Here is a 16,511-nt window from a genome sequence, read left to right on the forward strand (position 1 = left end):
TTTAAGTTGTTTAAGCGTTTGTTAATAATCCAGACGCACCCGAGTTGACCCGTTTAACGAAATCACCAAGGGAAAGTCCGGAACCTTTAAAATCACCAATAAAGGCTTCGAGCGCATCAGGATAGGAACCGAACCTTGCTAGATAGTTTTCCACCGCTAGTTTTTCAGGTTTCTCGGTGGTATAGGTCAGGTATTGGGGAAGCGAAGCCTCTACACCATAAACCTCTCCAATGTCGCCCCTTCTGATATACACTTCCTTGAAGGGGCTTCGGCCTTCACGGTTGTCCAGTTGATTGACACTAAAAATCTTGTTCCTTTCACTTTTAGAAATAGAGAGCATTGCTGCAATTTCATCATAATTGTCCCGAAATTTGGCTTGGTCTAGCAGAATTACGGTATCAGAACTGCTTACAATCGTATCTTTTACTATTGCATTACCTACAACATCGGCAAGATCTTGGGTAACCAATATCAGTTCCCCCCAAAATTTTCTGACCGTTTTATCTACATAGACCAGAAAGCCTACCATTAGGGGTGATGAAATGGCTTTCCAAGCTTCTTCGATGACCAATGATTTCCGCTGAAAATTCCGGTAACGCATTTTCTGGATGAAAATGTCCATTATATTGAGCGTGACAATTGCAAAAAGTAAGGCATTTTCCTTAATGCTGTCAATTTCGAAGACAATCAAACGCTCCTTGAGGAGGGATTTATCCGCATCCTCGTTGAGTATAGTACCAAATTCGCCACCACTGCAGAACTTTCGCAGGATGAACCGGAAAGCCTCAAAATCAAAAGGCACGGTATTCTCTTTCATAATCAGCGGGATCTTTTCAATTGCATAAGCATAGAAAGAATCAAAGTTGAGCTTTTTGATCCCTGAAGATTCTCCCATCGAAAACCATTTGGCATAATAGGAAGTAATCACTTCAGAAATCACATCCCTTTCCAGCTGGCTGGCATCCCCCTCAGGCCCCTTTAAACAGACTAGGATCAGTACTAGGATAAATTCCTTCTTTTCGATGTTATATTCTTCCTCACTAATAGCAAAAGGATTCATCGTAATTGGACTATCATCGCTATAGGTGATATACCTGCCACCGGCATAATGGCACAGCCCTGAATATGAGTGACCTGTATCAATGACCACGGTATCCATATTATATAACAGATACTGTTCCATCAGGGAATTCATGAAAAAGGACTTACCTGTACCAGACGGACCAAGAACGAATTTATTCCGGTTTGTGATCCTTCCGGAAGACATCGGCAGATCCGCAAGATCAATAGCGATCGGGATTCCAGACCTGTCAGTAAAACGGACCAGAAATCCTGACTTCTCGTCCCTGGGTAGGCTTTCCTTCAAAAAAAGACATATCGCTGCTTCAGCAGTGGTTAGAAACCAGTCATACTTCCGGAGTTCAGCAGCATTGCCAGGGAGCGCCGTCCTGAACAGCTCAAGCTGGTTATATGCATTCCTGCTAGGGATAATCCCGGCCCGGAACAGCGCGCTTTCGATATAGTTATAAGCCCTGTTGAGCAGTGTTTTTTCTGCACATACAATAATATTAAAATGTGCGTTGATGATTAACCTGCCATCCCTTGCAACCTCGTCCAGCAATAAAGAAATATCTTCTACGCAAAGATTATTCGCAGGGTCTGGTATTCCGCTGTGCCGTTTCCGCTTAAGCTCCATCTGCCGGACAGTTGTAGTCTGCGAAGGGATTTCGAAGACCTGGTTATAAAGAATATTGGAGCAGTTTGGCACTTTAAAAAGAAAAGAAAGGATATCCGTTGGAAATCCCTTTAAGCTTTCTTTATCCGATAGCTTTCCAAATGTCGGAAGCATCGCAGGCAGATCAACCTGGTCGATATTGATCAGCGGTACACAGCGGAAAGAACGCGTTCCGATATTTACTTCGGTATCCGTAGGATTATAATTGTCCAGCGAAATACTTTCTTCCCCGAACTGCATCGCCATGATCTTCATGATAAACATATTGATCTCTCTTTCCCTCATTGCCCTCGGCACCATACCGGAACTGTCAAGCATACCGATAACCTTGGCAACAGTTACCTTAAACTCAGCAAGCGATTTTTTATCGTGTACAAACAATGCCCCTTTTTTTACCTGTCTGGTAATGGTGAGCACCGTTTGGAGCTTGACATATGGCCTTCCTTCAAAGTGCCGGTTGTAACTGTCCTGAAGATATTCTTTTGCAACTTTATATTCATATTCGGCCCTATAAATAATATCCTGCTTCTGGAGGACATGGCCTTCACCGATCACCCGGGCAAGATTGGTGAAAATCTCATGAAAATTATCATAAGCCCGGGGGTCTCCACCAAACCTGAGCACTGGATTGGTAATATCGATCAACACGGAAAATTCTCCGTTGAGTCCATATAAAATATCCAGCTCTGCACCGATATCGATCCCTAAATAGGGTACCCTAAATTCTTTTTGTCTTACCATAAAGATTGATTTTTGAAAGATGGTTGGTCTGGAGATAGATCCCAATAGATCGGGTTTTGTTGTGAAGTCCCTTTTTCTGCTGGATACCGATGTAAAAAAAACCACCTAAGATTAGCGTGAGCATAATTACCGCCCCCACATACATATTGATAAGTGCCATACTTAGCGCACCAATAACTAACGAGAGTAATAGGATGCCTACGCCCCAATAAATAAAACGCCCCTTAAAACCTTTGTAGGTCAAGGGCCGCTGTAGTCCCCTGTAGACCGGAAAAAGCCTTTCCATTGTTACAGCCCGAAAAACGCCTTCACGATAAGGGAGGATAGAACTAGAAAGAGACAGGAGCCTCCCCAACCCATCAGCTCCTTGTTAATGTCCTGATCACCGCTGTTCCACTTGGAATATACGCGGATGCCACCTACAATACCGACCAGTCCACCGATCACAAGGGCAATATTAGTCGCCGGATCTACATAGGTCTTAAGCGTGCTGGTTGCAGTATTCAAACCGTTAACCCCACTCTGTGCCATAACATACCCATTGATTGTGCACAGGTACAGAAAAATGATGAACCTTAGATTTTTGATCTTTCTCATTTGATTGGATTTTAATTGTGAATTATTGGGAAATAAAAAAACCGCCGTTAGCGGTTACAAGAATGTGGATCAGAGTCCGAAAACATGGACCAGAACAATATTGATTACTATAATAAAGAGTGCGGAAAAGAACCAAGCAGGAATGTCAGCACTTACATCCTTTCCCATCTGCATTTTATGGTAAACATGTACTGCGCCTATTATGGAAATAAGAGCAGCCAGTACGTAGGATAGATCGGACATGGAAAAAAACGACTCCCTGATGAAACTCCTTGCCTCTCCCATCTCTGCAATACCAGGTTGCGCCATAGCCCTTGTCAAAATCAATATGCAAACGACCACGGTCAAAAAAACTATATATCTCATGATCAGAAGGATACTGAAGAAGTGTACTCGATAGACTCGGAACGCGCCAGGGCAAAAAGCTCCTTTATCGATACCCCTCCAGAAAAAACAATGGGAGGCTCTTCCATTTCTCCATCACCTAGGAAATAATCGATTTCTTCATCTTCGATTTCCTTGAGCGATACCTTTTCAGCAATAGGAAGATCAATTATGACAGTTGTTTCACTTCGGTTCTCTGTATCTGCCAGCTTCCTGTTTCTCGAAAGATCGAAAGCGATAAGCCCGGAATAATAAAATGCATAGATGCATAATAGCCAGGAAAGAAATTGTATCCAAGTCATAGTTCAAAATTTTCTAACGATGTTTTAATAAACTTTTTAATTTCCGGATGCTGATCGAAGAGTCTATGAAGCGCAAATGCTATCACTTTGTTCATATCAATACCAGAGGCCAGCTTGAGCCGGTTGAGCAACTGCACGGTGTGGCGGTTTAGCCTTGGGTGTAACATGTGCGTATTACCGGTACAATCAAATTCCCGGATAAGCTCAATAATTAGTGTCTCTTTATTTGTAGCTTTTTTCTCAACATCGGGCTTTTTTGCTTTTATTACAGGGTCTTTATTTGATAGATTTACATTCTGGGGGCTGATGGTTTTTCTCAGCGCATCAGCCATTGTTGTTATCTCTACTTTCATATCTGCTATTTTTTATATTTTGGATGCAGTCTCTTCAATATGATCCGAATAGATCTGATCAAATACCGGAAGAATGACGGGGTAAAGGGATAACGGTGTCTGAAACGTGTCCGTCCGTTGGAAATCTACGCGGTCAGAAATCACCGGGGTGATTTTTCCGAATTTGGAAAGCTGGGTTTCTACATCAGAGGCAGTATCATACCTTACATTTCCCTTGATCCTATTCGGGATAAATACCAGTTGTCCGCTTGGATTGATCTTCTTAAGCACGACGGAGAACAACACAGTTGAATCAAAACTGAACTCATCGTAGGCAAAAGGACAAAGGATCAGATCTGCGGCGCTGAATACAGGGATCAGCCCATCATCATCAAGCTTCCCGGGTAGATCGATAATTACGATATGCTCTCTGCTTTTGCTGAGAACTGTGTACATAGAAGGAAAATGTTCCAGACCTGCCGCAATAATTTCATAGTTTTCCGGGTTTTCAGCAGCCTTGGTCTTTTCATATTTTTGGGCCAGCGACTGCTGGTAGTCCATATCGATAACGGTTACCTTCCGCTTTTTAACTAGCGTTAGAAAGTTAGCCAGTAATAGAGTGAGCGTACTTTTCCCCGCTCCACCCTTTTGGTTTCCAATAATAATCAGCATAAAATAATATTTTAAGTTTAACGTGTATTCGTTCGGGCTTTGCCCTTCCGCTGACGGTTACGACCATGGATAGCCTCGTCATCAACATCATCTTTAAGTTCAATCTCCCTTACAGCCTCTTCTATTAAGCCTCCACCCTCCAACTCGGAAAGAATATAATCAACCTCAATCCTGGGATCTGAAAAGGATATTCTATATTCGACAGGTTCAGATTGAATCTGATTATTCGTAGACAGGCCATTCAGTATCTCCCTAATGGGCATTACTTCAGATCCTTTCATTACTGATCTGTTGGTATGATCAATTATGGTATATCCGTATGGATGCTTCGCATCTTTAGAATGAAACTCCAGCTCAATTCCAGATCTCTTGCGCATCATTTTTGAAAGGAGCTCCAATTTTGAGCTGAGATCATCCGTTTGCGAGACTTCATAATTCCCCTGTATATCCACTGAAAGTACTTTTTTGAAAATAGCTTTTAATTGTTGTGCTCTTTTTTTATCAGTACAATACTGATCACAGTTATTTTCAATATCTGCCAGCTTAAATTCACGGACGCTCTTCCCATAATTTAGTATCTGGAAAAGATCTTTTTCTATCCGGACTTCAAACCCCACTTTTTCAAGTAATGTCCTCATCTGGGCAACGGTAGAATGTCGGTAGTGAAAAAAATTTTCTAAATTTTTAATATTGGACTTTTGTTTTTTGCAGACGGTGGATAGCGCTCGTACTGAACGGATTTTCTCAAACGCCGAGGAAATCTTTTTACCACACTTATCAATTCGGGTAGATACAATGTGAACATGATTATTCTCTGTATCATTGTGAAAAATGATGAGATATGGATTCTGTCCATAACCCATTTCCGCAAGCCACTTTCCTGCTGTATCCAAAAGTTCTTCTTTCGAAACCGTTTTGCCCTTAGCAGAGATTACCGCATGAAACTGGGGCTTACTCACCCTTTTGTTAACAGATGATACAGCTTTGAGATAGTTGATATAATCCTGTGAACCAATTTTGTCCAGCCCCATTAGGCTTCCGAAATTTCTGACCTTTAAAAGTTCCCCCTTTCCGGAACGCATCTTCTCATGGTTATATCTTACCCCGGCGAAAGTAGCAGAAGAGCCAAGTATCTTTACGATCATAAAATTTAGGAACTAGGTAACCTGCTCACCAGATCACAGAATTACTACAAATCACTGTAACTGGCATCATAGTTATGCCGTTCTGGTTGAAACCTGTTAGCAGTATCGCAAGCTTTTGAGCTACAGTCATAACCAGAGATCAAAGTATGCGACGAAATAGCTATACAGCTACTGTTGAACTTGCTAACAGCATAACTAGGTAATAGGCTAACGAGTTATAGAAGTAGTCCGGTAACTTTACATCAGTTTAGCTCCCCATCAACTTTAATATTTTTTTTATTTCCAGGTTAAGATTTTTTAAAAGAAGAGAATGCTTATCAAGTTCTTTACTATACCGTGTAAAAATTACCGGGGAGAGCACCCGCTGCTTGTTTAATATATTTGCATACTTGGCAAGCTGATTAATATTATTTCCGGTTCTGGAAAGTTCAAGTCCTATCTGATCAATGCTGGCTAAAACTGAACGCCCGTCAAAAATTAGGGCTACGTTAACTTCAAGCACTCGTTTTCTGATTATATCAGTCCTCTTTAGCCCAAGAAGTTTTTCAAGGGATAAAATGAAGATAAATTCTTCCTCCGAAAACCGCACGCTCAACCTTTTGTTTCTCTTACCGTCTTTGAGAAAAGGCCGACCAACCTGTTTGTTCTTTCTTTCCATCCTGATATCATCTAAAAGAGAAAATGAGTTGCGAGTTTTCTCAGCCCCCAATAGCTCCGCTATGGGGCAAGATTCTTTTTGTGGGAATAATCCACAGGATTATTGTCAGACAAAAAGACATCTTGCGGGTATAAAAAAACTAAGATTTTAATGGCAAACCAAACCAGCAGTATTAGGTGATCACTAAGATGGCGCACAACTTTAGCTGATCTGATTTGACATCATCATTTCCTAGATTGATAGGTCTTACTTTAACATAAATCCGTATTGCATGAATTTGAAGCCCAAACATACTTGAGGCGTCCAAATTCCGGGACCAGCGAATGATTCTTAAAATCAAGACACAAAAAAAGGGGCCAGATGGCCCCTCCTACCTAAACTAAAAACTAAAACAAAAAACAAAGTTTTTAAAAACGGTATACCGGGATTACTCACGTAAGTCCATACGGACCTGGCCGTCGCCTGCCTCTGCGCTTTCGTATTATTGATACAATCTCAACTTCGCAAGAATTTTCCGTTCCTCACGGAAAAATGCTTCATCCCACAATTTCAAAGAACCGATGCTATGCACCTATCTATCTGCCAACGGCAGATAGAACTAATATCGAAAGCAGCTATAAAAACAGCTTCCATAAAAGCAATGCTCAACTTGATCGATTCTGACGAATCTCACTAAGCAGGGCATTTGCTCTCTAGTTATTTCGTTAGTGGCAAAACGGGTTATTCCGTTTCATTGACCAAACGTATCCAGTAATTTAGAGTGATAAAATTTTTGACCTGAATTGGCCTAAATTGGCCGCTAAATGAACCTAAAGTGACCTAAAAGTTCTTTTTCCCCGTCGTGCCATAACCTGTAATTAACATTGTGGCCGAGGTAAACTGGGAATAGATCATCAAGAATTCGGTAAGTGGACCTTTTTAAATCGCAGTGCTAAGTGCATAAATTGATTGATATCATAAGCTTATAAATTTTTCAAACCTTAGCCACAGCTAATAAAATTAGCTCTTTAGAATGTCAGATATATTCATTTTGATCCGCTATTCACGGATGCCAAGGATCTATTCAAACTGATTATTCTGGAAGAATTAGGCTAATAAAAACCATGGATGGAAAGTGAAAAAGACAAAGCTTGATGCTAACAAACGCGCGCATTTGATCTATATTTTTTTTATATTGCATCTGAAGGTTACTATATAACAATATGGCTTTTCTACTTTAATACGAAGGGAAAATTATTTAATCTATAATTAAATGTTATGGGTACATTCAGACTACGTTTTGAAAAAGGAAGGGATGATTGGGAATACGGCTATATCACCCTTAAGATTCTGCAAAACACCAATATTATTTCCGGATCTAAACAAGGTGTGGTAGTTGTTACCACCTATGAAATTCTAGATAAGCAGGATGAACTTAACGAACAGCTTTATAACGGTGAGGCAACCTTAAATTATAGACAGACCCTTTATTTTATCCAGGCGACCGATCATATCTCAAAAATACTCGTTTCAATGGGTGAACCTTTATACTCAAACCTTTTTTCCATCGTGAATGGATTCACTGATCGCTTTAAAAACTTACAGGAATTTGAAACATATTACCTTGACTATTCTACCGGCCTGTTGGCTTTGGTAAAAAGAGAATTTGATAAAGAGCCAGAACTCAAGGGCGCACTGGAAAAATTGCTTAACGACGAATAATCTAGGATTACCACCTAGCTAGATCTCGCCTCAAACTTAAGAACTTTCTCAACTGATACGTAGTTACTTATACCCGCCCCCTCCTTTTACTTTCCAGGAATTCCTCTTGCAGTTCACTTTTGTAGAATCTATCTCCACCGGGAAGCTTGCTGGGTTTTAAAATTCCTTTCCTGACCTTTCTCTTGTAAGTACTATCACTTATCCCAAGATACTCCATCACTTCAAGCCGCGTTAGCATTTGATCCTCGGGCAGTGTTAGGTTGCCATAGGACTTGGAATATATAAGTTGCATAATTTCATAAATTTTCAGCAAGACGTCAAGGATTGCATTCAATTTTTCCATATTAAGTTCCATTAGTTTCAGAAAAAAACCTTTATTTTTATAACCAATTTTTGTTACAAAAAGAAGAAACTATGTCTAATACGTCAAGTTCTAGAAAGGTGGTAGAAATTACCACCCCCCACTAATTTTGATCTAAAACAGAAATCTTGAAAATTAATTATAGAGCTTGAAAGTCTGTTCGTCACGGCAATAATTACCTTCTAAACTTCTACCATTATCCCTGGTGTAAAACAATTTCAATTATTAGAAGTATCAGATAATTTTAGGTTTTTATAACCTAAATGCATTCTCATCCATGAATATCGAACTCGGCTATCTCTATCAGATAATTGATTCAATAACGAATAAATCAATAGCGTTTGCACCAGAAGACAATAGTGAATCTGATATTTTGAATGAGGTAAACAGATTAAAACAAAAAATTCATTCCTGTGTACCGGAGAGCAAATGCGGTTTACAAGATTTTATTCATCTACAGTTAACATCCATTGGCAGAATGATAAACCAGATTGAGGATGTTTTGAAACAAGGGATTGAAAGTGAAGATCATCGCAAGCTGTTAGAAGTTATGTTGTTTTCACTTGAAGAACTCTTAAATTATCTATGGAAATACTATCCTTTAGAATTTGATCTTTCGATTCAGCCATCAACCTCAGCAATGGAAAAGTATCAGCAGGAAAATCAGGAAAAAATTGATGCTGCTCTACATTATATAAATTATCTTGAAATCAGTCAGGATCTAAAAGGAATTATCAGAGATACTCTTTATCTTAAGCTATCAGGCACTACGACTTATAAGTGGATTTCATTTAATTTAGAGCTTATAAATTATCTTTGCGACAACAATGATACCCAGCTTTCAGAAGAAGCTATCATTGGAAGGCTTATTTCAAGACAGTTCAACCATCCCCGTTTCTACGAATTCTGCCACACAGTTGTTATCGAAAAACTCAATAGCCTATCAGCAATATCTGATCACTACCGGGAACTAATTTACATGCGTAAATCCCTAATTCAGATCCCTGCATTTGCTGTTTCCCTATATTCGCCTTTCTCTGAAGCAATAAAAGATTCGCTCTTAAAATTGTTTGATTCTGAGCTTGAGTTTCTAAAAGAATTAGATTTTATAAATACTGAACTGGTAAATTCCGGACTCTTGGATTCAACATACAAAGTGTCACTATCAGTAAAGCAATTGGCCTTTTATATCTTTCTGAATGTTGAGGCTGGAATTATCATAGAGCAAAAGGCGACACGCATACATCAGTATGTCATATCACATGTAAGCACTGCTGAAAAGCCTGAAATTTCAGAAAAAAGTTTTAGCAATGGGTATTACGTACATAATCCTGAAGATATCCGTAGAGTATCTGAAAAATTGGCAAGAATGCTTGCGATCGCTCAAGAAAAATACTAAACTTATTAAAAACTGCTCCAGCTTGCTAAAAATTATGTCTGTAGAAATAAATTTTATTGCGTTCTAGTACGAATTAACAGGCAGGTGGTGGGGGTGGTAAATTCTACCACTTGACCGGTAGGCTTCATGTTGTATAATTTTACATTTATGAATTTTACAACATTTTGCAAGCATCTTGAAGGTTATGGCCATGTTTCCTCTGCCCTAAAGGCCTATCTTAGAATTGCTTTAAAAGACCATAAACTCAAAAACAATGAGTTGCTTGATGGAAATTTGCGCAATAGTTTTCCAATTATATTTGTGAGACGAGGATTATTAAAGACTGAGCTTGAAAGCAAATTAGATCCAGGAAAAAAAATGCTCAGATTTCATTTCGAAGGGTCAATCGTCCCGAATTTGATTGAAAAAAACTTTAATGATTTTAAACTAGAAACCTCTGGTCTGGACGACACCACAATTATGGTAATTTCTAAAGGTCATACACAGAACTTATTTAAACTCTTTCCCGAATTCAATCAGCTGATTACAAATTTATTAGATGAAGTAATATTGGAACATTTTCATCAGACATTTGACACACATCATCTGAAAGGCGAGGAACGGCTGGAGTACCTGTTAAGAAAACATCCCGACATTTTTCAATTGGCCCCGGTCAATGATATTGCAGCATTTATTGGGATGCATGCCAATACGCTCAGCGGGTTAAAAAATAAAAGCTAAATTAATTATGTGCATTTCAGGCATTTTTCTAATGCAGATTAGGTTATTTATTTAAAAAGATAGCTTTTTTCTAATTATCGTTAGCTGCCTTACCAACTTTAACTTATGAGATTTGCTTTACAAAAAGAAGCAAATCATGAAAGATCAATATATAAAGATCGCAACCAGCTTATTAATAATTCTCTGGATTTACACTGCAGGATCTAAGCTTATAGATTACCAGGATTTTAAGCACCAGTTGAGGCTCCAGCATTTTTCATCAACAATGATCAGTATACTGCAGTGGGCAATCCCATTTATAGAGATAATAGCTGCAGCCCTATTGACCTTCTTGCAAACGCGAAGAATTGGTCTTTACCTTTCTACGATTCTATTAATTGCATTTACCGGATATATAACATTAATACTAAGTGGATTTTACATAAAAACACCATGTAGCTGTGGTGGCATTTTAAAATCAATGGGCTGGCGTACACATTTGGTATTTAATATTTTCTTTCTCCTGCTAAATATTGTAACCGTCTACTTTATACATTCTAAAGAAAGGAGGCCAGGAAAAGGATTTGCAATTTGAAATGATTACAGTCTGGAAGCCTTTCTGTTATCGATTACAATAATTTGAACCATAATTCAACTAAACTTTTTTGGATATTTTTTCAAGCAAAAAATACCTACTAAAATATGAATACATTACGCAAAATAGGCTTTGGAGCCTACGCATTACTGTTAGGTTTAACAGTTTTGTTCACGCAGTCTGCATTTAAGGCTGCGAATGGTAAAATTTCAAAATTTGAAGCTTTTACCTTTTATTATCATGGTCCAGCAACTTACACTATCAGTGAGGTTGAGGATGAAAACAATTGGAGCACTACTCCTCCAGAAGACGAATGCAGTGGTAATGATAAAGCTTGTGAGATCACTATTGATCGTAGTTATGTGAATAATCCAGACACTGCGCCAACAGTAAAATCCACTTTGAACCTGACTGCGGGTTTAAGTTCAGCCAGTCTTGCCCGTGTAACCGGGTCTTCGGACGGGTCAATGACTTACGCCAATAATCAGCAGTAAATGAAACTAGGGCAGGACTATCCAGTCCAGCCCTGTTTCCACTATCAATTAACTAATCTAATTTTGTTGCAATCCCTGCTCAATGATGTCAGTTGGCAATGGCAAAGCATAAAACTTGGAATTTGGCTCAAGAGAATATATAACTCCATTTAATGCCCGCTTAAGTGTAATCCCAGCACCTTCCACGTTATATCTTTTGATGTCAGCCCATCTAATATTCCTCATAAGTAATTCCTTCCGCCGCTCTTCCCTGACTTTAGAAAGTGCATCAACTTTCCCTATCGCTGTGACAGGTATAAAAGGAACTGAGTTCTTCCATCTTTTTTTCCTTAATAAATTCAGATCTGTCAAAGCTGCTTCTATATTTCCAAGGTAAGCATTCGCCTCTGCTCTATTTAGGATCATCTCATCCGTTGCCAAACCACTAAAAAAAGTTGTTGAACTTGAGGCATAACTGCCCTTGAATTGCTGATACTGACCATTCGGCCTAAAAAACGCTTTTTTGCGCAGATCATCTGCACTATAGGAGTTGTATAACAGGGTATCAATTTTCCCTCTTGAAGTTGAATGAATTGAAAATCCGAAGTTAAGTTCTGTGTAGAAAATAGTTTCTTTATTAAACCGCTTAAACGGGACATTTAGATCAATCCCCAATAAATCAGTATCTGAATTATAATCTATCAAACTTGACTTTATTTTCAGGCATTCATCGGCATATTTAAATGCGGCAGCGTAATCACCCATGTAGAGCTTCACCCTGCTCAATAAGGCAAACGCAGCTGCCCTGGAAGGCCTTAAGGTATTCTCTCCTACATTTGGCAATAACAATAGCGATTCTTCAATATCCGAGATAACCCTATCTAAGCATTTTTTTACCGTAGCCCGCTCCGATTTGACATTAAAATCGGACGATAGTCTCAAAACAATTCCCAGATCCCTTTCTGAAGTTGCCGGGTTATATGCTAAACCGAATGTTGTAGTCAAGCAATAAAAATAATAACTTCTAAAAAAAAGCGCTGATCCTTTAATATTATCCCACTGTTTTGAGTTTAAGTCATCTCTAGGAATGGTGGGTAGTATCTCAAGACATAAATTGGAATTATACACTGGGAGATAGGCGTCTGACCAGTCATTCCCAAATCTATAGTCTATAGATTTCCAAAGATATACGTCTCTTAGTGTCTGGTTAAATCCACTAAGTGTTGTTGGGAGTAGAAAAAAATCATCTGCTTCGCTTTCTCCATAAGATGGAGTTCTCATCAGGTTCATAGTAGCGCCATCGTCAAGCATTCCCTGGAGGTCGTCTACAGTTTTTGGAACGATTAGTTTGGCATCAGATTTTTTATCGAGGTATTTGTCACAACCAGACAAAATGTTCATGCCCACTAGTATCAATAATATGCTGAATCTGTACATAACGTTTATTTTAAAATTTTTAGCATTAAAAACTTCCCCTGATCCCAAATGTGTAACCCTCAAATGGGTTGATGCGCCCAACATAATCAGGATCGATACCATCCTTGTTTGCCCTCCAGATTATCCCAAGAGATGTGGCATTAAAAAAAAGATCAAAAGTTCGAAACGGAAATCTCCATTTACCCGCATCGAACCTATATCCAAGATTGACATAATCTAACCGGATATTATCACCGCGAATTATGTTGACCTCTGAATTTTGGTAAAAAGAATCACTTAGACCATTTATTGGATAGATAAATGCGGGAACATTGGTGAACGATTCATCCCCCGGCTTCTGCCAGCGCTTCTCATAATCAGCATTTCCAATTCCAGAATTCACTAGAGAATTATAGGAAATAGTCTCTTTTCGCGCGAAATACCCAAACCTATAACTCAGGTTAAAAGATAAAGTTATGTTCTTGAAATTAAACGAATTGATCAAAGAGCCAAAGTAAACTGGACTTGCTGGGCCTATGTACCTGATATTGTCGCCATTTAGATTTCCTTCCGCAGAAATTGCAGCATAATCTGTACTTACGGCTCCCTTTAAGTAACCTTGTGGCAGGCCGCTGGAATTGAGTCCTGCCCACTTATATGCTGCTATTGCATACAAGGGTTTTCCCTCAATGGGTGTAATAGACTGTCCAGCACCCAAAAGCCCAAATATCCCTGTCACACTCTGCCTGTAATATTTAACAGTTTTATTTTCAGAGTAATTAAAATATAGGTCCGTATCCCATTTAACATTACCCGATTGAACATTGAGGGAATGAAATTCTGCATCTACACCATAGCCTTTCATATCAGCCACATTTCTGGTAACATCAGCGGCTCCGCCCCAAGCCGTATAATCGAATGGAGTGAGTCCATATAGATCAGATCCCCTTTTTATGTAATAAGCAATTGAACCTTTAATTCGATCCTTTCTGGTTGCAAAATCAATTTTTATATTTAACTGGGAAAGCTGTTCCCATTTGAGATCGGGATTATTGATCGTTCTAATCCTGACGTATGGTAGTCCAGTAATCGCATTAGAACCATAAAGCCCCACAGGTGATGCCGTTCTTGAAAGGTCTACATTGCCACTATACCCAAATGTTGATGTTAGCCTTAGTATGGGAAGCTCTCTTAAATTATAAAAATTCTCGTCAGAAATAGTCCATCCTAATCCAGCTGACCACAAAGGCTTCCATTTATCATTGGTATTTGCCCCAAAAATATTTGAGCCATCTTTTCTAACACTTGCAGATACTGTATATTTTCCTTTCAGAGAATATACAGCATTTCCGTACAGACTAATAAAACGATAATCAAGTTTTGTGAGTACGTCACCAGAGCTAATCTGATTGGTACTTCCAGTAATAAAATTGGGAAAACTATTAATGTAATCTACGTTCCCGTATGTCAAAGGATCGCCATTATACCCGTAAAATAAATTAGTATTACCATCGGTTCCACTGTTTCTCGCCTCTGCGCCGACAATAATATTAACAGAATGGACACCAAAATTTTTAATTCCATTCAATTGGAATCGGTAGGTCGCAGAGTTAATGTTATTCTGTGCAACCCGTGATATACCTCCCTTGGGAATATTATATTTCACGATACCTGTAGATCTGTTTAATTGGGAATAACTGTTAACAAGATTTCTTGCGTAATAACTGTTTACTGAATAGTCATCTGTTGAGATTTCCTGCTGAAACTGCTGCTGGTATGTAAGATCGGCCGAAAGGAAGGATAGAATTTTATAGTTCAATGATATTGATCCATAGATTTCCCTCCGCTTCTGTTTAAATATTGTATTTTCATATTCATTAGCAGGATAATATTTCCAATCCAACAATTTACCGCCGCCGGCAGTATCAGTATATATTTGCCGATAAACCTGAGCCAACGGAATAGCATTACCCAATTCATCTTCAAATTTCAGATATGTCGGTTGCCTACCTGCAGAACTTAAGCTGCCATAAACGGGTCTTCCATTTTGGAAAGAAGCGGCTGTGAGTAAGATATTGGTTGATAAGGTAAGCTTTGAGCTAACCTTATAACTATGCGCAAAACGTAAGTTAGTTCGCTGAGTGGAGGAATAGCTTTCATCAACCGTCTGATCATGACCTGCTGAAAGTGAGTAAGAATTATTAATAGCTCCCCCCCTTATTGATAATGCATACTGTTGGGTTACGGCGTGTCTGTAAAATGATTTCAGATAGCTATCCCTAACATCTTTGCTTCTTAATAAATCAAGTTGCTTAGTAGCCTCTACATTTGTTAACTTATTAGATCTCAAAGCCAATAATATTTCTACAACAGGGGTCAAAGCCTGATATCCAGTATTAATACGATTGTCAAAAAACCCTTTTTCAAATAACATTTTTTCGACGTCTATATAATCACTCGAGCTCATCGTCCTAAACGAACCTAAATTGGGTTTTTCGTTAACTGTCGTGTTTGCATTGAATGAAACTACGATATCCTGATTATACCGACCTTTTTTGGTAGCGATAACTATAACGCCATTTCCTGCTCTTGCACCCCAAATAGAAGCCGCTGATGCATCTTTAAGAATGGAAATATCCTGAACATCAAAAGGATTAATGTTATTGATATTACCCTCATATATAAATCCATCAACCACGATCAGAGGATCAAGAGGACCATTGATGGTGCCCAGACCACGGATGGATATTCCGGTTGTATTTTGTGGGTTCCCATTAGCTTTCCCAACATTCAGTGTTACACCTGAAGTCTGACCTATAATTCTGTCCAGAATATTGGTTCCCGTTCTTGCATTTAACCTTTTCTCATCGATTACAGAAACACTGCCATTTACCTCATTAGGTCTTACCCGTTGATAACCTGTACTAATCTGCACATCACCAAGATCACGGATTTCAGGCACCATTTTAACTGAGAGATATCTTTTACTTTCTTCAGGATTTCGGATTATTCTACTAACTGTAATATATCCGACTGCATTAAATCTTAACGTATCTGGCAATCTTCTCAACTCAACAATAAAACGTCCAGTTGAATCTGCAGTACGTGTACCGCCTGAACCAGAGCGCAAAATGACATTAACGCCTTTCCCATCTGGAAGAAACACCTGGCCTTTTATTATGTTGCGTCCATCCTGAGTCAGGGGATTCTGAGCAAATACAGAGGAAACTGAAAGCAGGGTCATCAAAAATGCCATGATCCATAGTGCTTTATTACTTAGTCTGTAATTACTAAAATTCAT

At 38.9% G+C, this 16,511-nt stretch carries 17 protein-coding genes; 5 read left to right on the forward strand and 12 right to left on the reverse strand.

Annotated features, from left to right (window positions below; genetic code table 11):
• Positions 1-10: 10 nt before the first annotated feature.
• The 9 genes from BM107_RS17625 to BM107_RS17665 all read right to left on the reverse strand — a co-directional run bounded on the left by BM107_RS17625 (position 11) and on the right by BM107_RS17665 (position 6,617).
• On the reverse strand, positions 11-2,476 hold the full coding sequence (locus BM107_RS17625) for a TraG family conjugative transposon ATPase (protein ID WP_090985779.1): 2,466 nt from the start codon (positions 2,474-2,476) through the stop codon (positions 11-13).
• A complete protein-coding gene (locus BM107_RS17630; RefSeq protein WP_090985781.1) occupies positions 2,454-2,762 on the reverse strand; it encodes a plasmid transfer protein in 309 nt (102 codons plus the stop codon). The genes BM107_RS17625 and BM107_RS17630 overlap by 23 nt, the downstream gene beginning before the upstream one ends.
• Positions 2,763-2,764: 2 nt before the next feature.
• Positions 2,765-3,073: a DUF4134 domain-containing protein gene (locus tag BM107_RS17635; protein ID WP_090985783.1), complete on the reverse strand. Its 309-nt coding sequence runs from the start codon at positions 3,071-3,073 to the stop codon at positions 2,765-2,767.
• 69 nt (positions 3,074-3,142) lie between these two features.
• Entirely contained in the window at positions 3,143-3,439 is a 297-nt protein-coding gene (locus BM107_RS17640) for a DUF4134 family protein (protein WP_090985785.1), read from the reverse strand.
• A gap of 2 nt (positions 3,440-3,441) precedes the next feature.
• Positions 3,442-3,759 carry a hypothetical protein gene (locus tag BM107_RS17645; protein ID WP_090985787.1) on the reverse strand — a complete coding sequence of 106 codons (318 nt, stop codon included), beginning with the start codon at positions 3,757-3,759 and terminating at the stop codon, positions 3,442-3,444.
• Entirely contained in the window at positions 3,756-4,112 is a 357-nt protein-coding gene (locus tag BM107_RS17650; RefSeq protein WP_090985789.1) for a hypothetical protein, read from the reverse strand. Before BM107_RS17650 ends, BM107_RS17645 begins: the two co-directional genes overlap by 4 nt.
• A 12-nt stretch (positions 4,113-4,124) precedes the next feature.
• Entirely contained in the window at positions 4,125-4,763 is a 639-nt protein-coding gene (locus BM107_RS17655; protein ID WP_090985791.1) for a ParA family protein, read from the reverse strand.
• A 17-nt stretch (positions 4,764-4,780) separates the two neighbouring features.
• Positions 4,781-5,908, reverse strand: a complete 1,128-nt coding sequence (locus BM107_RS17660; protein ID WP_090985794.1) for a relaxase/mobilization nuclease domain-containing protein — start codon at positions 5,906-5,908, stop codon at positions 4,781-4,783.
• Between the two features lie 247 nt (positions 5,909-6,155).
• Positions 6,156-6,617 carry a plasmid mobilization protein gene (locus tag BM107_RS17665; protein ID WP_139222303.1) on the reverse strand — a complete coding sequence of 154 codons (462 nt, stop codon included), beginning with the start codon at positions 6,615-6,617 and terminating at the stop codon, positions 6,156-6,158.
• Positions 6,618-7,823: 1,206 nt separating this feature from the next.
• Between BM107_RS17665 and BM107_RS17670 the strand changes: the two genes are divergently transcribed.
• Entirely contained in the window at positions 7,824-8,267 is a 444-nt protein-coding gene (locus BM107_RS17670; protein WP_090985798.1) for a hypothetical protein, read from the forward strand.
• Between the two features lie 67 nt (positions 8,268-8,334).
• On the opposite strand, the gene BM107_RS17675 is transcribed toward BM107_RS17670, so the two are convergent.
• Positions 8,335-8,610, reverse strand: a complete 276-nt coding sequence (locus tag BM107_RS17675) for a helix-turn-helix transcriptional regulator (RefSeq protein ID WP_090985930.1) — start codon at positions 8,608-8,610, stop codon at positions 8,335-8,337.
• Between the two features lie 295 nt (positions 8,611-8,905).
• Between BM107_RS17675 and BM107_RS17680 the strand changes: the two genes are divergently transcribed.
• The 4 genes from BM107_RS17680 (at position 8,906) to BM107_RS17695 (ending at position 11,815) form a co-directional block, all read left to right on the forward strand.
• On the forward strand, positions 8,906-10,027 hold the full coding sequence (locus BM107_RS17680; RefSeq protein WP_090985800.1) for a hypothetical protein: 1,122 nt from the start codon (positions 8,906-8,908) through the stop codon (positions 10,025-10,027).
• A 147-nt stretch (positions 10,028-10,174) separates the two neighbouring features.
• Positions 10,175-10,747 carry a cyclic nucleotide-binding domain-containing protein gene (locus BM107_RS17685; protein ID WP_090985803.1) on the forward strand — a complete coding sequence of 191 codons (573 nt, stop codon included), beginning with the start codon at positions 10,175-10,177 and terminating at the stop codon, positions 10,745-10,747.
• A gap of 136 nt (positions 10,748-10,883) precedes the next feature.
• Positions 10,884-11,321 carry a MauE/DoxX family redox-associated membrane protein gene (locus tag BM107_RS17690; protein ID WP_090985804.1) on the forward strand — a complete coding sequence of 146 codons (438 nt, stop codon included), beginning with the start codon at positions 10,884-10,886 and terminating at the stop codon, positions 11,319-11,321.
• Between the two features lie 107 nt (positions 11,322-11,428).
• Positions 11,429-11,815 (forward strand): hypothetical protein, encoded by a 387-nt coding sequence (locus tag BM107_RS17695; RefSeq protein WP_090985806.1) that lies wholly within the window; start codon positions 11,429-11,431, stop codon positions 11,813-11,815.
• A 57-nt stretch (positions 11,816-11,872) separates the two neighbouring features.
• Here the strand turns inward: BM107_RS17695 and BM107_RS17700 are convergent, their stop codons facing one another.
• Together BM107_RS17700 and BM107_RS17705 are read right to left on the reverse strand one after the other, a co-directional pair.
• Complete coding sequence (locus BM107_RS17700) at positions 11,873-13,231, reverse strand: RagB/SusD family nutrient uptake outer membrane protein (RefSeq protein WP_159435273.1); 1,359 nt, start codon at positions 13,229-13,231, stop codon at positions 11,873-11,875.
• 25 nt (positions 13,232-13,256) lie between these two features.
• Positions 13,257-16,511 carry a SusC/RagA family TonB-linked outer membrane protein gene (locus tag BM107_RS17705; protein WP_159435274.1) on the reverse strand — a complete coding sequence of 1,085 codons (3,255 nt, stop codon included), beginning with the start codon at positions 16,509-16,511 and terminating at the stop codon, positions 13,257-13,259.

Source organism: Pedobacter suwonensis, from assembly GCF_900111825.1.
In the GTDB taxonomy this organism is placed as follows: domain Bacteria; phylum Bacteroidota; class Bacteroidia; order Sphingobacteriales; family Sphingobacteriaceae; genus Pedobacter; species Pedobacter suwonensis.